Source organism: Sphingomonas aurantiaca (genome assembly GCF_003050705.1).
Taxonomy (GTDB): Bacteria; Pseudomonadota; Alphaproteobacteria; order Sphingomonadales; family Sphingomonadaceae; genus Sphingomonas; species Sphingomonas aurantiaca.
In genome coordinates this window covers 417,105-442,719 of sequence record NZ_QAOG01000001.1, presented here as the reverse complement: position 1 = coordinate 442,719, position 25,615 = coordinate 417,105, and the positions used below count along the sequence as shown (strand labels likewise).

Below are 25,615 nucleotides of genomic sequence, written 5' to 3'. Positions count from 1 at the left end.
TCGACCGGATACCGGTCGACAACAGAGAGGATGCGTCATGGCCATTACTGTCAACAGCGTGGACTGGAACGGGATCAGCAGCGACGAGCAGCAGAAGATCCGCGACATCATCGGCAAGAACTTCGACGGACAGACGGTCGAGGTCGGCGAGGCCCCCTTGCAAGCCGACGCCGGCAATGCCTGCACGACGGCCTGCAACATCGCGCAGCAGGCAGCCCAAATCGCCTGTAACGCCCTGCCCTGGCCTGCGAGCACGGTCTGCAACTATGCCGCCGAGAAGGCCGGTGATTTTTGTCGGAGCCAGTGCTGAGATAGTCGGCGGGTGCCGCCATCGCGGCGGCACCCGCCCAATCAGGCCGGGTACCCTCCTTGTGACCGGGTATCACATCCCCTAACGCGGGCGTATGAAACGTCTTGCAGTCTATTGTGGGTCGGCGACGCCGGCCGATCCGACCTATATCGAGGGCGCGCGGGCGCTGGGGCTGGCTTTTGCGAAGCGCGGGATCGGCCTCGTCTATGGCGGTGGCCGGACGGGCCTGATGGGCGCGATCGCCGATGGCGCGCTGGAAGGCGGCGGCGAGGTAATCGGCGTCATCCCGCAGGCGCTGGTCGATGCCGAGGTCGCGCATCGCGGGCTCACCGAACTCCACGTCGTGCAGGGGATGCACCAGCGCAAGCAGATGTTCACCGACCTGTCCGACGGGTTCGTGACGATCCCCGGCGGCACCGGCACGATGGACGAATTGTGGGAGGCGCTAAGCTGGGCACAGCTCGGCTATCATGCGGATCCGGTCGGATTGCTCAACACTGCGGGCTATTACGATCACCTGATCGCGTTCTGGGACAAGATGGGCGAGGTCGGTTTCCTGCGCCCGCAGCACCGCGACCTGCTGATCGTCGCGGATACGCTCGACGTACTGCTCGACCGGATGGCGGAGCATGTGCCGACCCAGCCGATCGTCCGGATGAACGCGTCGGATCTGTGAGGCAGCCTCAGTTGACGTCCGATCTCAACCTACATCGCCACCCCGGCGAAGGCCGGGGCCCAGTTGGAAAGGTTGAGGTGACGACGCGCAACGCCAACCAAACGCTGTTCCCCAACTGGGCCCCGGCCTTCGCCGGGGTGGTGACCGCAATCGTGGCGCGCGTGCGCGGATGAGTCACCCCGCCCCCTCGCGCGAGGCGATCGTCGCGACCGCGCACGAATCCATCGCGCGCGGATCGAAGAGTTTCGCCGCCGCCAGCCTGTTGTTCGACAAGCCCACGCGCGAGCGGGCGTGGCTGCTCTACGCCTGGTGCCGACGCTGCGACGACATCGCCGATGGGCAGGATCACGGCCACGGCATGACCGTGGTCCACGACGCGCCCGAACGGCTCGCAGCGCTCTCGGCGATGACCGAGCAGGCGCTGGCGGGCGAGGTCGTCGGCGAGCCCGCCTTCGATGCGCTGCGCATCGTTGCGGCCGAGACGCGGATGCCCAAGCGGTTCGCTCGCGATCTCGTCGCGGGCTTCGCGCTCGATGCCGAGGATTGGCGACCGCGCTCCGAGAACGACCTGTATCGCTATTGCTACCATGTCGCGGGCGTCGTCGGCTGCATGATGGCGGTGGTGATGGGCGTCGACCCCGATGACGACGACACGCTCGACCGTGCCTGCGACCTGGGCATGGCATTCCAGCTCGCCAATATCGCACGCGACATCGAGGAGGATGATCGCGTCGGGCGCTGCTACCTGCCGATCGAATGGCTGGTAGAAATGGACTTTCCGCCGGGCCAGCACATGAAGCCGCCCTTCCGCTCGCGGCTTGCGCTACTGTCGAAGCGGATGGCCGATCGCGCGGCAGCATTCGAAGCTAGCGCTCGACAAGGAACGCCCTCGCTATCGTTCCGCTCGGCCTGGGCGGTGCTCGCGGCTGCTGGGATCTACGGCGCGATTGGACGGACCGTTGCAGCTCGCGGAGAGCACGCTTGGGATCACCGTGTGACTACGTCCGGGATGCAAAAGCTCGGGTTCATCGTCGCCGCAGCGCGAGAGGCCGCTGGTCGCGAAAAGCTGTATCCCCGGCAACCGCGCGATCCGCGGTTGTGGACCCGTCCCAAAGGCTAGGACGGCGGCTGGAATAGTGATCAGCCCTGCGACTTGGGCTTGCCGACCTTCGCCATGTACCGCCCCTGCGCGCGGCAATTTGCGCCGATCATCGGATACGGCACATCGGTATTTTGCGCGAGCTGATCTGGCAGCGCCGCACGGCACTGCGCCATTGTCTCATATCGTGCCGGGATCACCCGCGCCTCGGTGCAATTGATGTTGCCGTCACCGCAGCCCATGATGGCCATGACGTAGAACAGCGGTTCCATTTCATTCTCCAGTGGATCGCGGCGCCCGGCGTTGGACACGATAGGAAAAGCGACGAAGTGGCAGGATTGTTCCCCCAACCGCTTTCGCCGGGGCTTGACCGCGCCTACATCCCAACCAGCAATGCCCCCTGATACCTACACCTCCACCCGCGCGGACCAGCCGTTGCTGCCGACGCTCCGCCGCTTCCTGCCATTCCTGTGGCCGGCGGGGCAGCCCAAGCTGAAGGCGCGGATCGTCGTCGCGATGTTGCTCGTCATCGCCTCGAAGCTGGTGCAGGTGTTCGGCGCGGCGTTCACGCTGAAATACGCAGTCGACCGGATGGCCGGGAATGATCGCGGCGCGCTGACGCTCGTCGTACTGCTGGTGGTCGGCTATGCCGCGTCGCGGTTCGGGACGACGCTGTTCGACAATCTGCGCAACGCGGTGTTTGAGCGCGTCGGGCAGGATGCGTCGCGGCGCCTTGCCGCGCAGGTATTCCGCCACCTCCACGCGCTGAGCCTTGATTTCCACCTGTCCAGGCGAACCGGCGCGGTCACCAAGGTCGTAGAGCGCGGCACCAAGAGCATCGACACGATGCTCTATTTCCTGCTGTTCAACATCGCGCCGACGGTGTTCGAACTCGTCCTGGTGCTGGGGCTGTTCTGGACCAAGTTCGGCTGGCCGCTGGTGATCGCGACCGTCGTGATGGTCGTCGGCTATATCGCCTTCACGCGGATGGTGACCGACTGGCGCAACGCACTGCGCGCGCGGATGAACGACCTTGATACCGGCGCGGTCGCGCATGCGGTGGATTCACTGCTGAACTTCGAGACCGTCAAATATTTCGGTGCGGAAGAACGCGAGGCCCGCCGCTACGACGAAGGCATCACCGCCTATTCCGAAGCCGCTGTGAAGAGCGAGAATTCGCTCGCCTGGCTAAACCTCGGTCAGGCACTGATCACCAACCTGATGCTCGCAGGCGGCATGGGCTTCGTCGTGTGGCGGTGGAGCCGCGGGCTCGCATCCGCGGGCGACGTGGTGTTCGTGTCGACGCTCCTCGCACAGCTGTTCCGGCCGCTCGACCTGCTGGGGATGGTGTACCGGACGATCCGGCAGGGCGCGCTCGACATGGCCGCGATGTTCGACCTGATCGATACGCCCGCCTCCGTCGTCGACGTCGCCGACGCACCTGCGCTCGCGGTGAGCGCAGGCCATGTCCGGTTCGAGAATGTCTCGTTCGGCTATGATGCAGGCCGGCCGATCCTGCGCGACCTCGAACTCGACGTGCCGGCGGGATCGACACTCGCGGTCGTCGGGCCATCGGGCGCGGGCAAGTCGACGCTCGCGCGACTGTTATACCGGTTCTACGACCTGACGGGCGGACGGATCACTGTCGACGGCCAGGACATCGCGCAGGTCCGCCAGGCGTCGCTGCGCGCCGCGATCGGGATCGTGCCGCAGGACACCGTGCTGTTCAACGACACGATCGGCTACAACATCGCCTATGGCCGCGAGGGCGCCGAAATGCCCGAGGTCGAGGCGGCGGCGAAGGGCGCGGCGATCGCCGGGTTCATCGAACGCCAACCTTTGGGCTATGCGACGCGCGTCGGCGAACGCGGGCTGAAGCTGTCGGGCGGCGAGAAGCAGCGCGTGGCGATCGCACGCACGCTGCTCAAGAACCCGCCGATCCTGATCCTCGACGAGGCGACGTCGGCGCTCGACAGCCGCACCGAGGCGGATATCCTCGATACCCTTGAAGCGATCGAGCGCGGCCGCACCACGATCGTGATCGCGCACCGCTTGTCCACCGTGGTGCACGCCGACCAGATCGTCGTGCTGGAGGCAGGGCGTATCATCGAAAAGGGCACGCATGGCGAACTGCTGCGCCGAGAGGGCGTGTATGCGGAGATGTGGAACCGCCAGGCGCAGGAACGTGCCGGGGACGATGACGGGGCCCTGGCGGCGGAATAACCGCCGCACGCAGACCTCGCGCGTGGCCGTGTTTTGGCGCCGCGCTTCTGCAACAGACTGGCCCGATCTCGACCGAGTTGCCCTTATCCGCAGGTCAGGCGGATTTGCTTGGCCGGTTTGTCGAAGACGATGCTGGAACAGCGCGCGAGCAGGTCCGCGCCGATCGAGAGCCGATCACGCCCTGGCTTTTTGGATTTTGCGGTGACGACGACCTCGTCCGGGTCGATCGGTGCGGCAGCATCGGCAAGGCCTGCGGTCGAGCCATAATCGGCGGTACGAACACCCAGCGTGGCGAACTGCAACGGCCCGATGGCGAGGCTACGAGCGAGCGTCATGGTGCGGACCGGGCGTTCGATGCCGAACGCGATCTCGACCTTTTCGACCGCCCCCTGCAGCGTACCGCCCTGCGCGGCCGCGATGCGGACGGCGGCGCTCGCCGTGGCGAGCGTGCGTGCGTGATACGGGTCGAAACGGATCCGCAGCGGCTGCCCGCCAAGATCGATCAGCGCGTATAATTCGCCCCAGCCGCCCGCCAGGCCGCCCTGGTCGGTCATCGGCAACGTCGCCATGCGCTCGCCGGGAACCGGTGGATGCAGGACGAACCGAACAACGTCTTCGGATACCCCGCCCGGCCCTACCACGCCATCGGCAGCGGTCGTGTAGGGGATCGCAGTCCAGCCGATGCGATGCTTGGACGGGCCGGTGCCGAGGTCGATCGACCCAACCCCCGTCCTGCCGTGGACGCGTTCGGTGCCGACCGCGTAGCTGAACGACAGCATCCCCGATTTCAATGTCGCGCGCTCGGCAAAGGCGGTGGTGATCAGCGGCATCCCGGTGCCGGAGGGTTCGATGCGAATGCGGCCCGCGGCACCCGCGATGGTCGAGTCGACGATGCCGTTGCCCCCGATGACGCGTTCGCGCGCCGGCGTCGCCGCGCCGGTCAGCGCGCATAGCGCCAGGATCGCGGCGAACATGGTATGGGCCGTCGACATAGGATTCCCCCCGGTGATCCCGTCGCGAATGCTCGCCCACGCGGATCATCCATTGCGGCGAGGGTGAACGAACCCTAGGTCCGAGGCAATGGCACTCGACCCCCTCCCCGATCTCCAGCGCATCTTCGGCTTTCCTGATTTTCGTGGCGTGCAGCGCGATGTCGTCGACCGTGTGCTCGCGGGGCAGCGGACGTTGGCGGTAATGCCGACCGGTGCGGGCAAGTCGCTCTGCTACCAGCTGCCCGCGACGATGCTCGAGGGGACGTGCGTCGTCGTGTCGCCGCTGATCGCGCTGATGCACGACCAGTTGCGCGCGGCGACCGCGGTCGGGATCAAGGCGGCGACGCTGACCTCGGTCGATACCAATCGCGAGGAGACGATCGCGCGGTTCCGCGCGGGCGATCTGGACCTGCTATACGTCGCGCCCGAGCGGGCCTCGAACGAGAGCTTCCGCAATCTGTTGTCGCAGGCGAAGCTCTCGCTGTTCGCGATCGACGAGGCACACTGCGTCAGCGAGTGGGGGCACGACTTCCGCCCCGACTACCGGTTGCTGCGGCCGCTGCTCGACAGCTTTCCCGACGTGCCGCGGCTCGCGCTGACCGCGACCGCGGACGCACATACGCGCGCGGATATCCTCGAACAGTTGGGGATCTCGCGCGAGGGGCTGATTGTGTCGGGGTTCGACCGGCCGAACATCCGCTATGCGATTTCCGCGCGCGACAACGTCAACCGGCAGATCGCCGATATCCTTGAGAAGATCCCGGGGCCGGGGATCGTCTATGCGCAGACACGCGCCGCGACCGAGAAGCTCGCCGAGGCGCTGGGGCGCAGTGGACGGCCGACGCGCGCCTATCATGCCGGGCTCGATCCGCAGGTGCGCGCGAAGAACCAAGCGGATTTCGTCGCGAGCGAGGACATGGTGATCTGCGCTACGGTCGCGTTCGGGATGGGGATCGACAAGCCCGACGTGCGCTTCGTCGCGCATGCCGGGCTGCCGAAATCGATCGAGGCCTATTATCAGGAGACCGGCCGCGCGGGGCGCGACGGTGACCCGGCGATCGCGCATCTGTTCTGGGGCGCCGAGGATTTCGCGCGCGCGCGCCAGCGGATCGGCGAGGTCGAGCCCGAGCGGCAGGCAGGCGAACGCCAGCGGCTGACCGCGATGGGCGGGCTGGTCGAGACGGCGGGGTGCCGGCGCCGCATCCTGCTCAAGCATTTCGGCGAGGAGCGGCTCGAGGATTGCGGGAATTGCGACAATTGCCTCGGCAATGTCGACGCGGTCGACGCGACCGAGACCGCGCGGAAATTCCTGTCGGCGGTGTTCCGCACCGGGCAGATGTTCGGCGTCGGTTATATCGAGGGCATCCTGACCGGCGTGTCGTCGGAGCGCAGCCTCATGAACGGGCACGAGGCGCTGTCGGTCTACGGGATCGTCGAGGGCGACGAGGTGGCGTTGCTCAAACCCGTGTCGCGCGCGCTGATGCTGAAGGATGCGCTGCGGACCAATCCGCATGGCGGCCTCGAATTCGGCCCAGCGGCGAAGGCGATCCTCAAGGGCGAGGCCGCATTGTCGGTGATCGTGCCGCCCAAGCGCGAGCGGCGGCGCAAGGCTGCGGCGGGCGCGGTGCCGAACCCGGTCGACGATCCGCTGTTCGAGGCACTGCGCATCCGTCGGCGCGATCTGGCGAAGGAAGCGGGCGTTCCACCGTATGTGATCTTCCACGATTCGGTGCTGCGTGACATGGCGGCGCAGCGGCCCGCATCGCGCGCGGCGCTCGCCGTGCTGTCGGGCATTGGCGCGCGCAAACTCGACGCCTATGGAGATGCCTTTCTGGCAGTTATCCGCGAGTCCGCATGATCCGGCACATCAACGAAAGCATTTCGGTCGCACCGCAGATCGCGGTCGAACAGGTCGCGGACATCGCCGCGGCGGGCTTCAAGACGATCGTCAACAACCGCCCCGACGACGAGGATGCGGGCCAGCCTTCGGGCGATTCGATCCGTGCGGCGGCAGAGGCGGCCGGTCTGGCCTATTTCTCTATTCCGGTGACGCATGCGGGCTTCTCGCATCCGCAGATCGACGCGATGACCACGGCGCTGGTGGAGTCCAAGGGCCCCGTCCTGGCCTATTGCCGGTCGGGCACGCGGAGCTGCAATTTGTGGGCACTGGCGGCGGCGAAGCAGGGGCGCAACCCCAATTTGCTGCTCGCCCAGGCCGAGGACGCCGGGTACGACCTGCGCGGTATTCGCCCGATGCTGGACGCGCTCGCAGGGCCGCGATGACGCCTGCGATCGTCGGCGGCATCGTGGCCGTCGTGGTGGTGCTGCTCGCGGGGCTGGCCTGGGCCGCCGTGCGGATGCGGCGCGTCATGAAGATCGAGACGCCCGAAGAAGCGGCGGATGCCGCGCAGGCACAGCTTCCGGGCTTTGCGGTGGCGGGCGCGGTCGTCGGGGCGGATGGCCATGGCGCGCTGGCGATCGCGGCCGACGGGCGAGTCGCGGCGGTCCGGCGAATCGGCAAGCGGCTGGCTGTGCGCGAGGTGAGTTGGCGCACCGTGCGCGCGACGCGCGAGGGTATCCTCGTCGAGACCGGGGACCGCACGCTGGGGGCTGTCATGCTCGCGCAGGTCGACGTGCTCGATATCCGGCGGTTGGCGCCGAAGGGCGTGCGGGTCTGACGCGGTTCGCTGACGGCTGACGCGTTCCTCCCCGGCGGAAGCCGGGGTCCAGTTGGGAGACGGCGCTAACGGAACGCGGCACGTCGGTACTGAGACCTTCCAACTGGGCCCCGGCCTTTGCCGGGGTGTACCGGCACTTAGGACATAAGCGGCGAACAGAGTCGAAATGGCACTCTTCTGCTCCCCTTCCGCTTGCGGGAGGGGTCGGGGGAGGGGCTAGCCCCATGGACCGGAGGCCAGTACGTACGTCGGCCCCTCCCCTAACCCCTCCCGCAAGCGGAAGGGGGATTTGACTCTCGTAGCTTTGCCTGGCCCTGAACGCCCGCTTTCAGGAGAACTTTCAAGGCGCCCCCCTCCTCGAACGCGATCGAAGCACCACTTCGATCAACTAGAAAAATGGCCCGGTATGTTGCCATACCGAGCCAAGGTTGTCCGCAGGAGGAACGTCGTGGGTTCGGGCTCGTCCGGCCCGATACCGATCAGTTATACGCGCGCTCGCCGTGCTCGCCGATGTCGAGACCTTCGGTTTCGACTTCGGGCGAGACGCGCAGGCCGGTCAGTGCCTTGGCGACGTAGATCGCGATGACGGTGCCGATCGCAGCCCAGACAATCGTGGTAGCAACAGCGGCGATCTGGACGAAGAGCTGGTGGCCCATGTCGAAATCGGGCTTGCCGGGGCCGCCGAACGCGGGAGCGTAGACGATGCCGGTTCCGATCGCGCCGATCATGCCGCCGATGCCGTGGATGCCGAACGCGTCGAGCGCATCGTCATAGCCGAGCTTCGGCTTGAGGAAGGTCACCGCATAATAGCAGACCACCGAGGCGACCGCTCCGAGGATGATCGCGCCGAACGGGCCCGAATTGCCCGCCGCCGGGGTGACCGCGACGAGGCCGGCGATGATGCCCGAGCAGAAGCCGAGTGCCGAACCCTTGTGGCCGTTGACGCGCTCGATCAGCATCCAGGCGAGGCCGGCCGACGCGGTGGCGACGAAGGTGTTGAGCATCGCGAGACCCGCAGACCCGTTCGCTTCGAGCGCCGAGCCGGCGTTGAAGCCGAACCAGCCCACCCAGAGCAGCCCGGTGCCGACCCCGGTCATCGTCAGCGAGTGCGGTGCCATGCGCTCGGCGGGGTAGCCGATCCGCTTGCCGAGAATGAGCGCTGCGACCAGCGCCGAGACGCCCGCGTTGATGTGGACGACGGTGCCGCCGGCGAAATCGAGCGCGCCCATCTTGAAGAACTTGCCGCCCGATGCCCACACCATGTGCGCGACCGGGAAATAGACGATCGTCAGCCAGACGATGGCGAACACCATCACCGCCGAGAACTTCATGCGCTCGACGACCGAGCCGAGCACGAGCGCGATGGTGATCGCGGCGAACGTCATCTGGAAACAGATGAAGACATATTCGGGGATCGCGACGCCCGCGGTGAAGGTCGCCGCGGTCGAGTCGGGCGTAATGCCGCGGAGCAGCGCCTTGCCAAAGCCCGAGATATACTCGCCGCCGCCGTCGCCGAACGCCATCGTGTAGCCGTACATGACCCACAGCAGCATCGCGAGACACGCGACCGCGCCGATCTGGGTCATCGTCGACAGCATGTTCTTGGCGCGGGTGAGGCCGCCGTAGAATAGCGCGAGGCCGGGGACGATCATCATCAGCACCAGCAGCGTCGACGTCATCATCCAGGCGGTGTCGCCCTTGTTCACGGTCGCCACCACGGGCGCGACGACCGGCGCCACGGCGGGTGCGGCGACGTCCTGCGCCCAGGCGGGGGCGGCGGCGATCATCGCCGCGCCGAACCCGAGGACCGCGGCGGCGGCCGTCTTCATATCATGCTTCATCATGTCCCCCCTCGAGTCGTTCATTGTCACAGGGCTGAATCGTCGGTTTCGCCGGTGCGGATGCGCACCGCCTGCCCCACGTCGAGCACGAAGATCTTGCCGTCGCCGATCGCGCCGGTGTTCGCCGAGGCCTGGATCGCCTCGACCACGCGGTCGGACAGGCTGGCGGCGCAGACCACCTCGATCTTGATCTTGGGCACCATGTTGGTGCTGTATTCGGCCCCCCGATAGATTTCGGTCTGGCCCTTCTGCCGGCCGAACCCCTTGACCTCGGTGACCGTCATGCCCGCCACGCCGATCGTGGTGAGCGCTTCGCGCACCTCGTCGAGCTTGAACGGCTTGATGATGGCAATGACGAGTTTCATCGCGCCCCTTCCCCAGTTGTCTTGGGAACCGCATCGCAATGTGCGTGCCAGTTTTGGTGCGGAGGGGTGGACGGCGCTCGGAAGGCGAGCAGCGGGCGATTTGGGGTTAAAACTTGTGCAGTGCGGCGAGCGTGCCTGTTTTATGGGCAGCTTTGCCACACACCGCTGTCCTCCCGCGGAAGCGGGAGCCCAGGGGTACGCACGATGGCGTTCGTGGTCCTGGGCCCCCGCTTTCGCGCGGGAACAATGCGGGCTGTATCAGTGGCGGAAGTGGCGCATGCCGGTGAAGACCATCGCGAGACCGGCTTCGTCCGCGGCGGCGATGACGTCGGCGTCGCGGATCGAGCCGCCGGGCTGGATCACGGCCGTGGCGCCTGCCTCGACCGCGGCGAGCAGCCCGTCGGCGAACGGGAAGAACGCGTCGGAGGCGACCGCCGAGCCGATCGTGCGCGGCGTGCCCCAACCGGCTTTGTCCGCGGCGTCCTTCGCCTTCCACGCGGCGATGCGCGCGGACTCAAGGCGGTTCATCTGGCCCGCGCCGATCCCCGCGGTGCTGCCGTCCTTGGCGTAGACGATCGCGTTCGACTTGGTGTGCTTGGCGACGGTCCAGGCGAAGCGGCAGTCGATCAGTTCCTGCTCGGTCGGCTGGCGCTTGGTGACGACGGTGAGTTCGCCCGGCGTGCCGTTGTCGCGGCCCTGGACGAGCCAGCCGCCCGCGATCGACTTGGCGGTGAGGCCGGTGCGCGCGGGATCGGGGAGCGCGCCGGTGAGCAGCAGGCGGAGGTTCTTCTTGGCGGCGAACAGCGCGATCGCGTCGTCGTCTGCATCGGGCGCGACGACGACTTCGGTGAAGATGCCCGTGATCGCACGCGCGGTCTCGGCGTCGAGCGTGCGGTTGACGGCGATGATGCCGCCGAATGCCGACACCGTGTCGCACGCGAACGCGGCGGCATAGGCTTCGGCGAGCGTGGCGGCGGTGGCGACGCCGCACGGGTTGGCGTGCTTGACGATGACGACCGAGGGGTCGGCGTCGCGGAACTCGGCGATGAGTTCGAGTGCGGCGTCGGCGTCGTTGAGGTTGTTGTAGCTCAGCGCCTTGCCCTGGAGCTGGCGCGCCTGGCCGATGCCGCGGACGCTGCCCGTCGCCGTATAGAAGGCGGCGGACTGGTGCGGGTTCTCGCCGTAGCGCAGCGTGTCGCCGCGCTTGAGCGTGATCGGCAGCGTCGCGGGGAATTCCTCGGCCTGGTCGACGGTGCCGAACCACGTCGCGATCGCCGAATCATAGGCGGCGGTGGTGGCGAAGGCCTTGGCGGCGAGTGTCTTGCGGTCGTCGAGCGTGGTGGTGCCCCCCGACACGAGCGCATAGTCGGCGGGGTCGGTGACGATCGCGACATAGGCGTGGTTCTTGGCCGCCGAGCGGACCATGCTGGGGCCGCCGATGTCGATATTCTCGATCACCGTTTCTCGATCTGCCCCTTTTGCGACCGTAGCTTCGAACGGGTAGAGGTTGACGATGACGAGATCGATCGCGCCGATCTGGTGCTCGGCCATCGAGGCGGCGTGGCCGGCGTCGTCGCGGACCGCGAGCAGGCCGCCATGCACCATCGGGTGGAGCGTCTTGACGCGGCCGTCCATCATCTCGGGGAAGCCGGTGAGTTCGCTCACGTCGCGCACCGTGAGACCCGCGGCGCGCAGCGCGGTGGCGGTGCCGCCGGTCGAGACGAGTTCGACGCCGTGGCTGGCGAGCGCGGTGCCGAGATCGACGATCCCGGTCTTGTCGGAGACGGACAGGAGCGCGCGCTTGATCGGGATGCTGGTCATGAGGGTCTTTCGTGGAGTCGCCGTGCGGCGGGCCTTAGCGTCGGTTGCCGTTGGGGAACAGGGGGGCTTGCGCTCTCCTCCTTACGTCATCCTGACGAAAGTCAGGCCCCAGAGCCACGGGCGCGGTCGTTTGGTATCCTGGGTCCTGACTTTCGTCAGGATGACGGCGGTGGGGGATGATGGCGGTGACCGTCAGGCCTTCTTCAGCGCCCAACTCACGCTAGCGCCACCGGCCGCCGCCTCACCCGTGATCATCAGCTGTTGCGTCGCGACCGGGCGGCCGTCGGCGTCGATCCAGACGCTGTCCTCGACCACCAACGCGCCACCGCGGCAGCGGAACTGCCAGAGCGCGCCGCCGGGCAGACGGAGGATCGCGCCAAGGCCATCCGCGGTCGGCGACACCTGCACGCCTTCGCCGAGATGGAAGCGGATCGCGAACAGCGACAGGCCGACGCGGCGTTTGCGCCCCTGCGGCAACAGCGCATCCTCGCCGCGCAGTTCGCGACCGTCGCCGGTGAGCATCAGCTGGCGGCGGTGGAGGAAGCCCCAGCGGCGGACATAGCCGTCATGGCTCGCCTCGATCCGGCTCGCAGCCTCCGATTCCTGGCGGCTGAGTTCGACTTCGCCGACGCCGCGGCCGAGCGTGCCGTCGGCCAGGATCGCGGTCGAGTTGCTGTCGGCGATCGTCAGCGTCGAATGCGCCGCGGTCGAGCGCAGCCCCTCGACCATCGCCGCGGGCAGCTGCGCGATCCCGGCCCGCGCGCCGCCGCAGTTGACGACGATCCGTGCCGGGCCGTCGGAGAATTCGAACGCCAGCGTCGACGCGCAGCCGCCCTCGACGAGCCGCGCGATCGGCGGCGGTGCCGCGTCGACGATCAGCACCGCGGTGCCGGCCGCGAGGCGTTGATAGCCCCAGTCGCGCGCCTGGCGGAGCGGACGCGTGCGCACGCCGCTCGCCTCGATCACCGCGGCGACCTGCGTTTCGCTCGACGGACCGCCGCCCTGCCAGCTCGACAACCCACGATCGGCGTGCGCGACACCGAGCAGGGCTGCGACCATCCGGGTGAGCGTGACCGCGACCGTCTCGGGCAATTCGGCACCGCGCGCGGCGTAGCTCTCCTGGAGCAACGTTAGCAGCTGGATCGAATCGAGCAGCATCGCCGGGCTGCGCGAGACCGAGCCGCCGTCGTCGAACAGACCGGTCCCGAGCGCGCGGAGCAGCCCGGCCTCCCCGAACGCCTGGCGGGGTTCGCCGCCGGGGATCAGGAGGCCCGCCGCGACGACCCCGCACCACGCGGCGATGCGCGGCGCGCCCGCGGGGGCCTTGTCGGCATTGCGATCGAGGTGGAGCGCGCCCTTGGCGAGCGCGTTGAGCACCTTCGAGCGGTAGATCTGGTCGGACGACGAGAGGATCAGCGGCGCGTGCGCGGTCCAGGCGAGGATCCGCCGCCCCCACATGTCCGGGCGCCACGCGATCCCGCCCTGCGTGTCGGCGTGCGCGGTCAGCCAGAGGCCCATGAGATATTCGGCGATCGGCGCGCCGCGCGAGCGGGTCGCGACGGTCGACAGATCGCGCAGCCACGCGAAACTCTGCAGATATTCGGCGAAGGGTTTCGGCAGCGGCTTGGCGAGATCGAGCGTCTCGATATCGCGCGCTTCGCCGCGGAACGCGAGCACGCCCTCCAGCAGCATCGTGCCGCGCGGGATGTCGCCGAGGATGGGGTCGTCGGGGACCGCGATCAGCTTGAGCGGGTAGCGTCCCTTGAGCCGCAGCGTGTGGAGCGGGGTGCGCCACGTCAGCCGGTGGAAGCGCTCGGCCAGGCGATCGGCGAGCGACAGCCCCTTGTCGCCGCCGAGACGGATCAGGCGACGACCTTCGTCGATCCCGTCGGGCGCGGGATCGGTCACGACATCGCGCGTCAGGTTATACGGTTCGTTCACCCCCGCAACGCGGCGATGTTGGCGGCATAGTGATCGGGGCCGCCGCGGAAGACCGAGGTGCCGGCGACGAGCGCGTCGGCGCCCGCCTCGATACAGCGCTTCGCCCATTCGGCATCGACGCCGCCATCGACTTCGAGGTCGATCGCGCGACCGCTCTTGTCGATCATATTGCGGATCGCGGCGATCTTCTTGAGCTGGCTCGGAATGAAGCTCTGGCCGCCGAAGCCGGGGTTGACGCTCATCACCAGCACAAGGTCGACCATGTCGAGCAGATAGTCGAGCATCTTGGCGGGCGTGCCGGGGCAGATCACGATCCCCGCGCGCTTGCCGAGGCTCTTGATGTGCTGGAGCGAGCGGTGGATGTGCGGGCCGGCCTCGTAATGCACGGTGATGCAGTCGGCGCCGGCCTCCGCGAACGCGTCGAGATAGGCGTCGACGGGGGCGATCATGAGGTGGACGTCGAACGGCTTGGTGGTCACGCCGCGCACCGACTTCATGACCGCGGGACCGAACGAGATGTTGGGGACGAAATGGCCGTCCATCACGTCGATATGAATCCAGTCGGCGCCGGCGGCGTCGATGGCGCGGACCTCCCCGCCGAGTTTGGCAAAATCGGCGGAGAGGATCGAGGGGGCGATGCGGACGGGTTGCATGATTGTGTCCTAGCGCGGGACTGGTACGCTGTACCAGCCCTTCATGTTTTCCTGCGGAGGCAGGAATCCAGGGTCACGAGCGGCGCGCTGCGTGATCCTGGCCCCCCGCTTTCGCGGGGGAACGGCCTTCCTGGTTAGCTGCGCTTCAGGCGGGCGATGAAGAAGCCGTCGCAGCCGCCTTGCTCGGCGAGCATGCCGGGAAGCGTGCGGACGGTGCCGGCTTCGGTCGGGGTGATGCCGGCGGGTAGTTCGGCCTGTTCGACCGGCACGATCGTGTAGTCGCTACGCGCCGCAAGGAACGCGTCGAGCTGCGCTTCGCCTTCCGACGGTTCGAGCGAGCAGGTCGCATAGACGAGCGTGCCGCCGGGCTTCACCCAGTCCGCGGCGCGCGCGAAGATGCGTGCCTGCAACGCCGCGGTCTCGGCGATGATCGAGGGGCGAACGCGGTGGAGAACGTCGGGGTGGCGGCGGAAGATGCCCGTCGCGCTGCACGGCGCGTCGATCAGGATCGCGTCGGCGGGCTCGGTCGGCGCCCATTCGAGAATGTCGGCGTTGACGACTTCCGACTTCAGATGTGTGCGATAGAGGTTTTCGCGCAGGCGCTTGATCCGGCTCTGCGAATTGTCGACCGAGGTGACGGTCCAGCCGGCCGCGGCGAGCTGCAGCGTCTTGCCGCCGGGCGCGGCGCACAGATCGAGGACATGGCCCCCACCCTCTGACGGCGCCTTGCCGAGCAGGCGCGCGGGAAGCGAGGCGGCGATGTCCTGCACCCACCAGGCGCCGTCGCCGAACCCGGCCATGTCGGGGACCGAGTCGTGGTCGCCGAGGCGGAGATGGCCGGGCATGAAGCTCTCGCCGCCCAGTTTCTCGCGCCAGCCTTCGGTTTCGGCGGGGTCGGCGATCGTCAGGTCGAGCGGCGGCGGCGCGGCGATCGCGCGGCCGGCGGCGTCGACCATCTCCTCGCCCCACGCGGCTTCCCAGCGCAGTTCGACGGGGGCAGGCAGTGTCGGCACCTCGGGGAGCAGCATGTTGGCGCGGAACAGCGTGCCGAACACGCCGTGGACGAGTTTGCGCGGGCCGCCGTCGACCAAGGGCAGCACGGTCGAGATCGCGGCGTGCGACGGCGTGCCGAGGATCAGCACCTGGACGAGCGCGATGCGCAGCGCCATCCGCGCCTTCGCATCGTCGGGCAGGTTGGTCTTGGTGACCGAATCGATCATCGCGTCGAGATCGGGGAGGCGGCGCAGCGTCTCGGCGGCGATCGCATGCGCGAGGCCGCGATCGGGGCCGTGGATCGCGCGCGTCGCGGCGGGGAGCGCGGATTCGAGCGACTCGCCGCGGCGGAGCACGGCGTCGAGCAGGCGGAGCGCGGCGCGGCGTGTGGGGACGCCAAGCGGCTCGGGGGCGTGGGTATAGTCGGGCATCAAAGGTCCTTCGCGTTCGGGTGCCGCTGCGTCCATTGGAAAGTCGCGCGACAAGGCCCATTTGGCGATAACGACGCCAACACGCAAATCCGGAGAGCCGCGATGGGCCAGCGCCCCGATCATGTGAAGCCACCCGAATATCTCGCGAAGACCACCCCGGTGCCGAAACCCGAGCCGATCGTGCCCGACAAGGACCCCGAGCCGCGCGATCCCACGCGTTATGGCGACTGGGAGCTGAAGGGCATGGCGATCGATTTCTGACATCTCGTCATCCTGACGAAAGTCAGGATCCAGGATCACGAACGACACCGTAACGGGCTCTGGATCCTGACTTTCGTCAGGATGACGGGGGTGAAGTCAGGATGACGGGGGTAAAGTCAGGGTGACGGGGTAAAGTTGGGGTGACGGGCTAAATCTGCGGCAGCGGTCCTGACGCAGGCGGAACGAATGGCCGCTCGGCGCGTCGCGGTAAGATGAGGGGATTCTTCGAAAAACGCTGGGTGAAAATCACCGGCATCGTCGTCGCGGGCGTGCTCGTGCTGGGGCTGGTGGGGTTGGCCGCCTTCCCCTGGGGATCGCTGAAAGGCGTGATCCAGCGGCAGCTCACCGCGCGGTTCGGGCGGCCGGTGACGATCGGCGGGATCGAGCGAGTCGATGCGTTCGGGTTCAACCCGACGATCCGGATCACCGATGTGCGGATCCCGCAGGCCAACTGGGCCGGCAAGGGCGATTTCGTGCGGTTGCGCGAAGCCGAGGCGACGTTTTCCGGGCTCGCGCTGCTCAAGGGCGCGTTCGGACCGCGCGACGTGAAGGCGCGCGGGCTGCGGCTCGTGCTGGTGCGCGACAAGCATGGCCGAACCAATTGGGAGCGGCCGGGCAAGCCCAAAAGCGGCGGGAGTTCGACCGATCTCGACGCGCTGACGATCAGCGACAGTGTGATCACGTATCGCGACGACAAGCAGGACCGTTTTGCCACGGCGCGGTTCGTATCGGATCCGGTGCACGGGATCCGCGCGACCGGCAGCGGCACGATCCGCGGCGCGGCCGTTCGGATCGCGGTCGCGGGGCCCTCGGTGGCGAAATTCCAGGGCAAGCCCTGGCCGTTCACCGCGTCGATCGATGGCGATGCGCTGTCGATCAGCGCCAAGGGCCGGATGGACCGGCCGCTCGATACCGATGCGATGAGCCTCGACGTGACCGCGCGCGCGACCGATCTGAAGCTGATCGACGCGGTGATCGAGGCGGGGCTGTTCCGCACGCAGCCGGTGTCGTTCAGCGCGCATGTCCGTCACGACCAGCCGAAATGGACGGTGACGGAGCTGAAAGGCGTGGTCGGGCGGTCCGATTTCACCGGCCATGTCACGGTCGACAAGCAGGCGGGGCGCAGCAAAGTGGACGGCGATATCGTGTCGCGGCAGTTCGACTTCGGCGATCTGGCGTCGGACCAGGGCAAGGCCGAGGGCGCCGCGCTGGAACGCGCGATCGGGCCGCGGCTGGTGCCCAATACGCGGATCGATATCGGCAAGATCGACACCACCGATGCGCGGATGGGGTTTCGGATCGGGCGGATCGTCAGCGGCAAGGGCGCGTCGCCGATCCTGTCCGCCAAGGGCGTGCTGGCGATCGACCACCAGCTGCTGACGCTGAGCGATCTGGTCGCGCGGCTGCCGCATGGTAACGTCACGGGACGCGTGACCGTCGACCAGCGCGGCGACCGCAAGGTGCCCACGGTCGATATCGACCTCCGGCTGCGCGGCAGCAGCGTGCAGGATATCGCGGGCGGCGGCGGCGATTTCAGCGGCAACCTCAGCGCGCGCGTGCGGCTGAAGGGACCCGGCGAGACGATCCGTGCGGCGGTCGGGCGATCGAACGGCACGATCGGGTTCGTCGCGCGCGACGGGCATTTGCCGCAGGGGATCGCGGCGGCGCTGGGGTTCGATGCGGCGCGCGCGTTGCTGGCGAAGGATGGCGAGCGTGCGGGTCTGCGGTGCGTGGTGCTCAAGCTCGACGTGACGCGCGGGCGCGGACGGGTCGATCCGATGATCGTCGACACGACCGCCAGCCAGTTGCGCGGCCAAGGGAGCGTGGTGTTTCCCGGCGAGACGCTCGACATCCGGCTGACGGGCACGCCCAAACAGCATGCGCTGCTGCGGTTGCCGGGGTCGGCCTATATGACGGGGACGATAGAGCGGCCGCAGGTGACGATCCCGCCCGAGGTGAAGTCGGTCGGAAACATCTTAAAGGCGATCGGCCGGGGGATTACGGGGAAGCAGGGTCCGGTCGCAAGCGATGCGGATTGTTCGGGGCTGGCGGCACGCGTGTTGCGGTAACCCTAGATCCTCCCCCGCCAGGGGGAGGATCTAGGGTCAGCCGGCCTCGCCCTTGAGCGGCCGCGCGAGCAGGTCGCCGATCACGTCGCTGACGGGCGCACCTTCCAACAGGCGGCAGACGGCCTCGGTGATCGGCATGTCGACCCCCGCGTCGCGCGCGGCTTCGCGGAGGACGGGGGCGGTGAAGGCGCCTTCTGCGACGGTGCGGCGGTCGGACAGAAGGGCGGCTGCGGAGTCGCCGCGGCCGAGGCCGACGCCGAGCGAGAAGTTGCGCGAGCTGGGCGAGGAGCAGGTGAGGACGAGGTCGCCAAGCCCCGACAAGCCCGCCAGCGTTTCCGCGCGCGCGCCGCGGGCGAGGCCGAACCGCGTCATCTCGGCGAACCCGCGCGCGATCAGCGCGGCGCGCGCGTTCTGGCCGAGCCCTGCGCCCTCGACCACGCCGCAGCCGATCGCGAGGACGTTCTTCACCGCGCCGCCGATCTCCGCCCCCGCGACGTCGGTCGAGGCGTAAGTACGGAAATGACGCGCGGCGAGCCGTGCCGCGAGGCGCTCGCCGAGCTCGGCATCCTCACATGCGAGCGTCACCGCGGTGGGCAATCCCGCGGCGACCTCGTGTGCGAAGGTCGGGCCGGAGAGGACCGCGATCGGCGCGTCGGGATGCACCGCGCGCGCGACTTCGCCGACGAGCCGCTTGCTGCCCGCCTCGATCCCCTTGGCGCACAGCACGAGCGGGATGCGGCCGACCGGCGCGGCGGCGAGGACGCTGCCGACATGCTGTGCCGGCGCGACGACGAGGATCGCGTCCATGCCGGCTAGCGCGGCGAGGTCGTCCGTCGCGCGGATCGTTGGCGAGAGCGCGACACCCGCCAGGAACAGTGCGTTCTCATGGGTCGCGTTGATCGAGTCGACGACCGCGGGTTCGCGCGCCCACAGGATAACCTCACGCCCTTCGTGCGCCGCGACCTGCGCGAGCGCGGTGCCCCACGCGCCGCCACCAATGACCCCAATCTTCATGCCTTCACCCCCGCGCCACGCACCGCTTCGGCGTTGGGATCGAGCGGCCAGCGCGGGCGCGCGGCGACGTCGAGCGGATCGGTGAGGCCCGCCGCGAATCGCTCGGCCCCCGCCCAGCCGATCATTGCAGCGTTGTCGGTGCACAGCCACAAAGGCGGCGCGACGAAGCGAAGGCCGTGTGCGCTGGCGAGCGCCTGCAACGCGCCACGCACCGCGGTGTTGGCCGCGACACCGCCGGCGACGACGAGCGCGGTGGCGCCGTGCGACGTACGCAACGCCTTGGTCGTGCGGTCGATCAGACAATCGACCACCGCGGCCTGGAACGAGGCAGCGAGATCCTCGGGCGAATACTGCCCGACGACGCGCGCGACCGCGCTCTTCAGCCCGGCGAACGAGAAATGCGGTTCGGCCGAGCCCTTGAGCGGACGCGGCAGCGGCACCGCCTTCGGGTCGCCGAGCGCGGCGGCGCGTTCGACCGCGGGGCCGCCGGGAAAGCCCAACCCGAGCAGCTTGGCGGTCTTGTCGAACGCCTCGCCCGCCGCGTCGTCGATCGTCGTCGCCAACCGCCGGTACGCGCCGACACCCTCGACCAGCAGCAACTGGCAATGCCCGCCGGACACGAGCAGCAGCAGGTACGGAAATTCGAGGTCGGGGTCGGACAGCCGCGGCGACAGCGCATGGCCTTCAAGATGGTTCACCGCGATCAACGGCTTGCCCGCGGCGTGCGCGAGCGCCTTGCCCGTGACAAGCCCGACCATGACGCCGCCGATCAGTCCCGGCCCGGCGGTGGCGGCGATCGCATCGACATCGGCCAGCTTGAGCCCCGCGTCGGCCAAGGCCGCGACGATCAGCGGCTCGAGCGCCTCGACATGCGCGCGCGCGGCGATTTCGGGGACGACGCCGCCGAACGGCGCGTGCGCGGCCTCCTGTCCGAGCAGCCGGTGCGCGAGGACCTGTCGGTCGCCGGTGACGAGCGCGGCGGCGGTTTCGTCGCAGGAGGATTCGATGCCGAGAATGATCATCACCGCGTCCTATCGTGCCCGCCGGCGCTTGTCGAAGCCCTGCCCTTTCTGCATGGCACGCGAATGACTCGTTTTCGGCTCGGTACGCGCGGCTCGCCGCTCGCTCTCACCCAGGCAGCCATGGTGCGCGATGCGCTGTGTGCGGCGCAGGACTGGTCGCCCGACGCCGTTGAGATCGTCGTGATCCGCACCACCGGCGACCGCGTACAGGATCGCGCGCTGGCCGAGATCGGCGGCAAGGCGCTGTGGACCAAGGAGCTCGATCGCGCGCTGCACGACGGCGACATCGACTGCGCGGTGCATTCGATGAAGGACGTCGAGACGATCCGGCCAGATACGCTGGCGATCGCGGCGATGCTGCCGCGCGCCGACGTGCGCGACCGGCTGATCGGCGCGGAGACGCTGTCCGACCTGCGCCAAGGCGCGGTGGTGGGCACGAGTTCGCCGCGGCGGCGCGCGCAGATGCTGCGGCTGCGGCCCGACCTGGAGATCGTGCTGATCCGCGGCAACGTCGATACGCGGCTCGGCCGGGTGGCGAGCGGCGAGATGGACGCGACGTTGCTGGCGGCCGCCGGGCTCGACCGGCTCGGGCGCGACGACGGCCATGCGATCCCGACCGATGTGATGCTGCCCGCGCCCGCGCAGGGGGCGGTCGGGATCGAGGTGCTCGCCGGGAGCGCAGCGGGCGGGATCGTCGCGGCGATCGACCACCGCGATACGAGCCTGTGCGTGCTGACCGAGCGTGCGCTGCTCGCGCGGCTCGGCGCGGACTGTCACTCGCCGGTCGCGGCGCTGGCGTCGCTCGCGGGCGAGACGCTGACGCTCCGCGCCGAGCTGATCGCGGAGGACGGCGCGTGCGACGTCGCGGGATCGATCGAGGGGACGGTCGACGACGATCTCGGGACGGCGCTTGCGGAGGATCTGCTCGCACGCGCACCGGCCAGCGTGAGACGATTATTCTCCGCATGACGCCGGTCGTGGTGCTGCGGCCGGAGCCCGGCAACACGCGCACCGCCACCGCGCTGCGGGCGCTGGGGATGGACGTGCGCCAGATCCCGCTGTTCGCGGTCGTGCCGGTCGACTGGACCTCGCCCGACCCCGCCCGGTTCGACGCACTGTTGCTGACAAGCGCGAACGCGGTTCGCCACGCCGGTATCGGGGTCGAGGCGTTGAAACACTTGCCCGTCGTCGCGGTTGGCCAGGCGACGGCGGCGGCGGCGCGCGCGGCCGGGTTCGGCGTTGCGCTCACCGGCAACGCGGACGGGCGAGCGGCCGTCGCGCTGGCACAGGACCGCGGCTTTGCCCGGCTGCTGCATCTCACGGGCCGCGACCGCGCGGCCACGGGTGAGGCAGAGGACCGGGATCGCGCTGTCGAGCCGGTCACCGTCTATGCCAGCAATCCCGTGCCGCTCGACGACGCGGTTGCACGGTCGTTCGAGAATAACGCGATACTGCTCCATTCGACACGCGCCGCGATGCGGCTGGCCGCGCTGGTCGATGCGAGCGGAGCGGCGCGTGCGCGGATCGCGCTCGTCGCGATCAGCCAGGCGGTCGGCGACGCCGCCGGCGCGGGTTGGCAAGACGTCACGATCGCCCCGCAACCGACCGATGCCGCGGTCGTCGCATGTGCTGCTGCACGTGCGAACACACGCGCGATTGACCAGCGTGGCTAGGCCGGAGATAAGCACGCCATGACTGACTACGTGCCGACCGACCGCCCACGGGCACGCGGACCCAGAATGGGCGTCATCCTGGCGCTGGTCGGCCTCGCCTTCATCGCCGGGCTCGGCCTGATGGGCTATGCGGTCCGGACGCTGCCCTGGTTCGCCACCTTCCGCGCGACGAATGCCGCATCGACCGCTGCCGGACAGAAGGCTGCCGCGGGCAATGCAGGCTATATTCCGTCGCAGCCGCTCGGCCCCGATGGTCAGCCGCAGGCCGCAGCGCCGGTCGATACCGCCGTTCTGGCGACGCGCGAAGCAACGCTGGCGGCGCAATTGACCGCGCTCGAGGCGCGCACCGCGACGATCACCACCGATGCCACCGCGGCCGGCGGACAGGCGACGCGCGCCGAAGGGCTGATGGTGGCATTCGCTGCGCGCCGTGCGCTCGATCGCGGGGTCGGGCTCGGCTATCTCGAGGAACAGTTGCGGTTGCGGTTCGCCCAGGCGCAGCCGCGCGCGACGACCACGCTCATCCAGGCCGCACGCCAGCCGGTGACGCTCGAGGATCTGCGCCAGGGCCTCGACACGATCGCGCCCGACATCACTGCGTCGACCGGCGATGGCTGGCTCGACACGCTGCAACATCAGATCGACTCGCTCGTGGTCCTGCGCAAGGCCGGCACCCCATCGCCGATGCCGACCGATCGCCTCGCCCGCGCACGCCGGTTGCTCGAAGCCGGCCAGGTCGAAGCCGCCCGCGCCGAAGTCGCGCGCTTGCCGGGTGCGGCACAGGCCGGCAACTGGATGAGCGCCGCCCGCCGGTACGTCGTGGCGCGCCAGGCGCTCGACGTGATCGAGAACACCGCGCTGATCGGACAGGCCGGCCAACCCCAGCCGGCTCCGGTGGTCATCCCCGCGCCGGTCGTGGAAACCGCGACGCCGGACGACGCAGCCGGCATATAGACCGCCGACGGGCGCGGTCGGGTGTCGGAAAAATCGGGCATTCTGCCCGTGTCCGATACAACCATTCCGACTGATATATTGATCTAGATTGTGATCATATTACTGACATAATAGCGTTAATTTAACCCGATGCCCCCAGACTGGGCACATGATGCAGTTCATGCCCCGCTCCCCGAAGGATCTCGAACTCTGGCATGGGCGTCATCTCCAGCTCGCCGCGCTGGCGCTGACCGCGCAGGTGATGGAGATGCATCTGAGTCTTGCCGGTCTGTACAGAGAGCAGATCGCCGCAATCCTCCTAGGCAAGGCCTGACCGCGCCGCGCGACCTCACCGCTTGTGCCCCACCCTATCGGACCCGTCCCGGTCCTCTCGCGGTCAGGGTGCGATGCGTTCGATCAACGCCATTGCTGCGTGGGGTGCGCGCACTTTGGCGCCGTTGATGACGAAGACGAACGTATCGCGGGTGCGATCCGGCGGAACGACGTCCTCGACATAAGGCAGGCCTTCTGGTCGCCCACCCGCCGACCACGTCTTCGCTCTGGCCCCCCACGCATCGAGCGCGCTCGGCGCATAGCCCGCGACGAACCGCTCCTCGGCATCTTCCAGCCGCACATAGACGAAGTCGCCGGTGACATCGGCAATCGCGGGGTATCCGGCCGATTGCGCGAACGCGATCGCGACGCCCGCGTCCCGGCACATCGCGACGAATTCGGGCACCGCGAAACTCTCGTGCCGGACCTGGATCGCGTGGCGTAGCGCAAGACCATCCTGGCTGGCGGGCAGGAGTTTGAGAAACGCACCGAAATCTTCGGGATCGAACCGCTTGGTCGCCATGAACTGCCACAGGATCGGCCCGAGGCGGTCACCCAGCTCGACGATGCCCTGTCCGGTAAACCTGGCGATCGACTCGCCAGCATCCGCCAGCACCTTGCGGTTCGTGCAATAGCGCGACGCCTTGAGGGCGAAGACGAAGCCATCGGGCACAGCCTTGGCCCAGGACGCGAACGTCGCAGGCTTGTGGCTACTATAATAGGTGCCGTTGATCTCGATCGCGGTGACGCGCGCCGCGGCATAGTCCAGCTCGCGCGTCTGCGGCCATTTCCCGGGATAGAAGGTCCCCCGCCACGGCGCGTAGGTCCAGCCGCCAATGCCGATTCGGATGGTCATGCGGCGGAGTGTAGCGCGGCGATGCGGCGCTTGGCGATTGCCCGTCGGCGCCCGCCCCAAACAGAAAACCCCGACGGCCGAGGCCGCCGGGGTTTCGTACCGCTCGCGCCAGGCGCGGGCGGATCCGACCGGCATCGGCACCCTTGGGGGGCGATGCCAATGCCGGTGCTCGGATTACTGAAGCAGCTTCAGGACGCTCTGCTGGCTCTGGTTGGCCTGGCTCAGCATCGCGGTCGATGCCTGGCTCAGGATCTGCGCCTTGGCGAGCGCAGTCGTTTCCGACGAGAAGTCGGTGTCCTCGATGCGGCTCTTGGCGTCCGACAGGTTGGTCGCGTTCGAGGTCAGGTTGTTGACCGCCGACTGCAACTGGTTCTGCGACGCGCCGAGGTTTGCGCGACGGTTCGAGACGTTCGAGATCGCCGTGTCGTAGTCGGAAAGCGCGCCTGCCGAGCCGGTTGCGGTCACGACCGTGCCGACACCCGTGGCGGCGGCGGAAAGATCCCCGCCGAGGTCAAGCTCGATCGCGTCGGTCGCATTGGCACCGGCCTGGATCGAAACCTTGCCGTCGGTGCCCTTACCTGCGGTACCGGCGAACAGTGCCACGCCGTTGAACTTCGTGTTCGTCAGGACGCTCGTGATCTGCTTGGACAGCGCGTCCTGCTCGGACTTGATGTTCTTGATGTCGTCGGGCGAATAGGTACCGTTGCCCTTCTGGACTTCGAGTTCGCGCATCCGCTGCAGGTTGTTCGTGACCTCGTCGAGTGCGCCCTCGGCGGTCTGCGCCATCGAAATGCCGTCGTTCGCGTTGCGGACGCCCTGGTTCATGCCCTTGATCTGCGCGGTCATCGATGACGAGATGGCGAGGCCGGCGGCATCGTCCTTGGCCGAATTGATGCGCTTGCCGGTCGACAGGCGCTCCATCGACGTGGCCAGCATGTTCGAGGCCTTGGTCGAAGCGTTGGTCGCGCGCAGTGCGGAAACATTGGTGCCGATGACAGACATTGTAAAACTCCAGTAATTCTCGGCGATCCCCGCCGCCCCCGTGGCGAAGGGCCGTGCCGCCATAATAAGTAACGGCAGGATCCCGCCGGACTTAAATAAAACCGGCCATATATTGCCGCTTTTTTCTTTGGTTTATAAAATCTTGCTGGAGTTTTCCTGTCGGCCGAGAACGAACAAACCCCGACGACCTTTGGTCGCCGGGGTTCGAGTCTCTGGATCCTGAACGCCGCACGGGAAAGCGCGTGCGCGTCATCGCTCCGATCGGCGCCGTCACCCTAGGGGGGCGGTGCCGGCACCGAACCGGATCAGCCGAGCAGCTTCAGAACGCCCTGCTGGCTCTGGTTGGCCTGGCTCAGCATCGCGGTCGATGCCTGGCTCAGGATCTGCGCCTTGGCGAGCGCAGTCGTTTCCGACGAGAAGTCGGTGTCT

26 protein-coding genes are annotated in these 25,615 nt (G+C 68.2%); 13 read left to right on the top strand and 13 right to left on the bottom strand.

Translation table 11 applies throughout. The annotated features are described in order from the left end of the window. The first annotated feature begins 37 nt into the window (after nucleotides 1-37). The 3 genes from C8J26_RS02115 (at nucleotide 38) to C8J26_RS02105 (ending at nucleotide 2,106) form a co-directional block, all read left to right on the top strand. A complete protein-coding gene (locus C8J26_RS02115) occupies nucleotides 38-310 on the top strand; it encodes a hypothetical protein (protein ID WP_056412894.1) in 273 nt (90 codons plus the stop codon). Between the two features lie 94 nt (nucleotides 311-404). After that, entirely contained in the window at nucleotides 405-986 is a 582-nt protein-coding gene (locus C8J26_RS02110) for an LOG family protein (protein WP_056412897.1), read from the top strand. Nucleotides 987-1,155: 169 nt separating this feature from the next. Then, on the top strand, nucleotides 1,156-2,106 hold the full coding sequence (locus tag C8J26_RS02105; protein ID WP_107956520.1) for a phytoene/squalene synthase family protein: 951 nt from the start codon (nucleotides 1,156-1,158) through the stop codon (nucleotides 2,104-2,106). 20 nt (nucleotides 2,107-2,126) lie between these two features. Here C8J26_RS02105 and C8J26_RS02100 read toward each other — a convergent pair whose 3' ends face one another. Next, nucleotides 2,127-2,357 carry a hypothetical protein gene (locus tag C8J26_RS02100; protein ID WP_056412902.1) on the bottom strand — a complete coding sequence of 77 codons (231 nt, stop codon included), beginning with the start codon at nucleotides 2,355-2,357 and terminating at the stop codon, nucleotides 2,127-2,129. A gap of 121 nt (nucleotides 2,358-2,478) precedes the next feature. Here C8J26_RS02100 and C8J26_RS02095 point away from each other — a divergent pair, with 121 nt between their 5' ends. Then, on the top strand, nucleotides 2,479-4,308 hold the full coding sequence (locus tag C8J26_RS02095) for an ABCB family ABC transporter ATP-binding protein/permease (RefSeq protein ID WP_107956519.1): 1,830 nt from the start codon (nucleotides 2,479-2,481) through the stop codon (nucleotides 4,306-4,308). A gap of 83 nt (nucleotides 4,309-4,391) precedes the next feature. On the opposite strand, the gene C8J26_RS02090 is transcribed toward C8J26_RS02095, so the two are convergent. Further along, nucleotides 4,392-5,300 (bottom strand): hypothetical protein, encoded by a 909-nt coding sequence (locus tag C8J26_RS02090; protein ID WP_107956518.1) that lies wholly within the window; start codon nucleotides 5,298-5,300, stop codon nucleotides 4,392-4,394. Between the two features lie 88 nt (nucleotides 5,301-5,388). On the opposite strand from C8J26_RS02090, the gene recQ reads away from it, so the two are divergent. The 3 genes from recQ to C8J26_RS02075 are packed head-to-tail and all read left to right on the top strand — an operon-like array spanning nucleotide 5,389 to nucleotide 7,978. Further along, entirely contained in the window at nucleotides 5,389-7,158 is a 1,770-nt protein-coding gene (recQ, locus tag C8J26_RS02085; RefSeq protein WP_107956517.1) for a DNA helicase RecQ, read from the top strand. Next, entirely contained in the window at nucleotides 7,155-7,583 is a 429-nt protein-coding gene (locus tag C8J26_RS02080; RefSeq protein WP_056412914.1) for a protein tyrosine phosphatase family protein, read from the top strand. Before recQ ends, C8J26_RS02080 begins: the two co-directional genes overlap by 4 nt. Continuing rightward, nucleotides 7,580-7,978, top strand: a complete 399-nt coding sequence (locus C8J26_RS02075; RefSeq protein WP_107956516.1) for a hypothetical protein — start codon at nucleotides 7,580-7,582, stop codon at nucleotides 7,976-7,978. The genes C8J26_RS02080 and C8J26_RS02075 overlap by 4 nt, the downstream gene beginning before the upstream one ends. A 479-nt stretch (nucleotides 7,979-8,457) precedes the next feature. Here C8J26_RS02075 and C8J26_RS02070 read toward each other — a convergent pair whose 3' ends face one another. The 6 genes from C8J26_RS02070 to C8J26_RS02045 all read right to left on the bottom strand — a co-directional run bounded on the left by C8J26_RS02070 (nucleotide 8,458) and on the right by C8J26_RS02045 (nucleotide 16,023). Beyond that, nucleotides 8,458-9,819, bottom strand: coding sequence for an ammonium transporter (locus C8J26_RS02070; RefSeq protein ID WP_107957019.1), 1,362 nt, complete (start codon nucleotides 9,817-9,819; stop codon nucleotides 8,458-8,460). A 26-nt stretch (nucleotides 9,820-9,845) separates the two neighbouring features. Next, nucleotides 9,846-10,184: a P-II family nitrogen regulator gene (locus C8J26_RS02065; RefSeq protein WP_056053652.1), complete on the bottom strand. Its 339-nt coding sequence runs from the start codon at nucleotides 10,182-10,184 to the stop codon at nucleotides 9,846-9,848. Nucleotides 10,185-10,442: 258 nt separating this feature from the next. Next, nucleotides 10,443-12,005, bottom strand: a complete 1,563-nt coding sequence (gene purH / locus C8J26_RS02060; protein ID WP_107956515.1) for a bifunctional phosphoribosylaminoimidazolecarboxamide formyltransferase/IMP cyclohydrolase — start codon at nucleotides 12,003-12,005, stop codon at nucleotides 10,443-10,445. Nucleotides 12,006-12,197: 192 nt separating this feature from the next. Then, on the bottom strand, nucleotides 12,198-13,946 hold the full coding sequence (locus C8J26_RS02055; protein ID WP_244185118.1) for a heparinase II/III family protein: 1,749 nt from the start codon (nucleotides 13,944-13,946) through the stop codon (nucleotides 12,198-12,200). Beyond that, nucleotides 13,943-14,599, bottom strand: a complete 657-nt coding sequence (rpe, locus tag C8J26_RS02050) for a ribulose-phosphate 3-epimerase (RefSeq protein ID WP_107956513.1) — start codon at nucleotides 14,597-14,599, stop codon at nucleotides 13,943-13,945. The genes C8J26_RS02055 and rpe overlap by 4 nt, the downstream gene beginning before the upstream one ends. A gap of 134 nt (nucleotides 14,600-14,733) precedes the next feature. Next, entirely contained in the window at nucleotides 14,734-16,023 is a 1,290-nt protein-coding gene (locus C8J26_RS02045; RefSeq protein ID WP_107957018.1) for an RsmB/NOP family class I SAM-dependent RNA methyltransferase, read from the bottom strand. Nucleotides 16,024-16,125: 102 nt separating this feature from the next. Here C8J26_RS02045 and C8J26_RS02040 point away from each other — a divergent pair, with 102 nt between their 5' ends. Both C8J26_RS02040 and C8J26_RS02035 read left to right on the top strand, forming a co-directional pair. Then, the gene (locus C8J26_RS02040) at nucleotides 16,126-16,284 is read left to right on the top strand and encodes a DUF1674 domain-containing protein (protein ID WP_082445075.1); all 159 of its coding nucleotides are present in this window, start codon (nucleotides 16,126-16,128) and stop codon (nucleotides 16,282-16,284) included. A gap of 212 nt (nucleotides 16,285-16,496) precedes the next feature. Next, a complete protein-coding gene (locus C8J26_RS02035; RefSeq protein ID WP_107956512.1) occupies nucleotides 16,497-18,353 on the top strand; it encodes an AsmA family protein in 1,857 nt (618 codons plus the stop codon). 36 nt (nucleotides 18,354-18,389) lie between these two features. Here the strand turns inward: C8J26_RS02035 and C8J26_RS02030 are convergent, their stop codons facing one another. Further along, a complete protein-coding gene (locus tag C8J26_RS02030; RefSeq protein ID WP_107956511.1) occupies nucleotides 18,390-19,367 on the bottom strand; it encodes an NAD(P)H-dependent glycerol-3-phosphate dehydrogenase in 978 nt (325 codons plus the stop codon). Then, a complete protein-coding gene (gene tsaD, locus C8J26_RS02025) occupies nucleotides 19,364-20,392 on the bottom strand; it encodes a tRNA (adenosine(37)-N6)-threonylcarbamoyltransferase complex transferase subunit TsaD (protein WP_107956510.1) in 1,029 nt (342 codons plus the stop codon). The genes C8J26_RS02030 and tsaD overlap by 4 nt, the downstream gene beginning before the upstream one ends. A 60-nt stretch (nucleotides 20,393-20,452) precedes the next feature. Here tsaD and hemC point away from each other — a divergent pair, with 60 nt between their 5' ends. From hemC to C8J26_RS20345, 4 genes are all read left to right on the top strand, one after another. Continuing rightward, nucleotides 20,453-21,358 carry a hydroxymethylbilane synthase gene (hemC, locus tag C8J26_RS02020; protein ID WP_107956509.1) on the top strand — a complete coding sequence of 302 codons (906 nt, stop codon included), beginning with the start codon at nucleotides 20,453-20,455 and terminating at the stop codon, nucleotides 21,356-21,358. After that, complete coding sequence (locus C8J26_RS02015; protein ID WP_107956508.1) at nucleotides 21,355-22,062, top strand: uroporphyrinogen-III synthase; 708 nt, start codon at nucleotides 21,355-21,357, stop codon at nucleotides 22,060-22,062. The genes hemC and C8J26_RS02015 overlap by 4 nt, the downstream gene beginning before the upstream one ends. Before the next feature lie 66 nt (nucleotides 22,063-22,128). Further along, nucleotides 22,129-23,016 (top strand): MICOS complex subunit MIC60, encoded by an 888-nt coding sequence (locus tag C8J26_RS02010; RefSeq protein WP_082445123.1) that lies wholly within the window; start codon nucleotides 22,129-22,131, stop codon nucleotides 23,014-23,016. 160 nt (nucleotides 23,017-23,176) lie between these two features. Continuing rightward, nucleotides 23,177-23,329, top strand: coding sequence for a hypothetical protein (locus C8J26_RS20345; RefSeq protein WP_156359533.1), 153 nt, complete (start codon nucleotides 23,177-23,179; stop codon nucleotides 23,327-23,329). A 63-nt stretch (nucleotides 23,330-23,392) separates the two neighbouring features. Here C8J26_RS20345 and C8J26_RS02005 read toward each other — a convergent pair whose 3' ends face one another. From C8J26_RS02005 to C8J26_RS21145, 3 genes are all read right to left on the bottom strand, one after another. Then, nucleotides 23,393-24,184, bottom strand: coding sequence for a DUF72 domain-containing protein (locus C8J26_RS02005; RefSeq protein ID WP_107956507.1), 792 nt, complete (start codon nucleotides 24,182-24,184; stop codon nucleotides 23,393-23,395). A 174-nt stretch (nucleotides 24,185-24,358) separates the two neighbouring features. After that, nucleotides 24,359-25,186, bottom strand: a complete 828-nt coding sequence (locus C8J26_RS02000) for a flagellin N-terminal helical domain-containing protein (protein WP_107956506.1) — start codon at nucleotides 25,184-25,186, stop codon at nucleotides 24,359-24,361. A 305-nt stretch (nucleotides 25,187-25,491) separates the two neighbouring features. After that, nucleotides 25,492-25,615: flagellin (locus C8J26_RS21145; RefSeq protein WP_425275393.1), on the bottom strand; the 124-nt coding region annotated here is incomplete at its 5' end.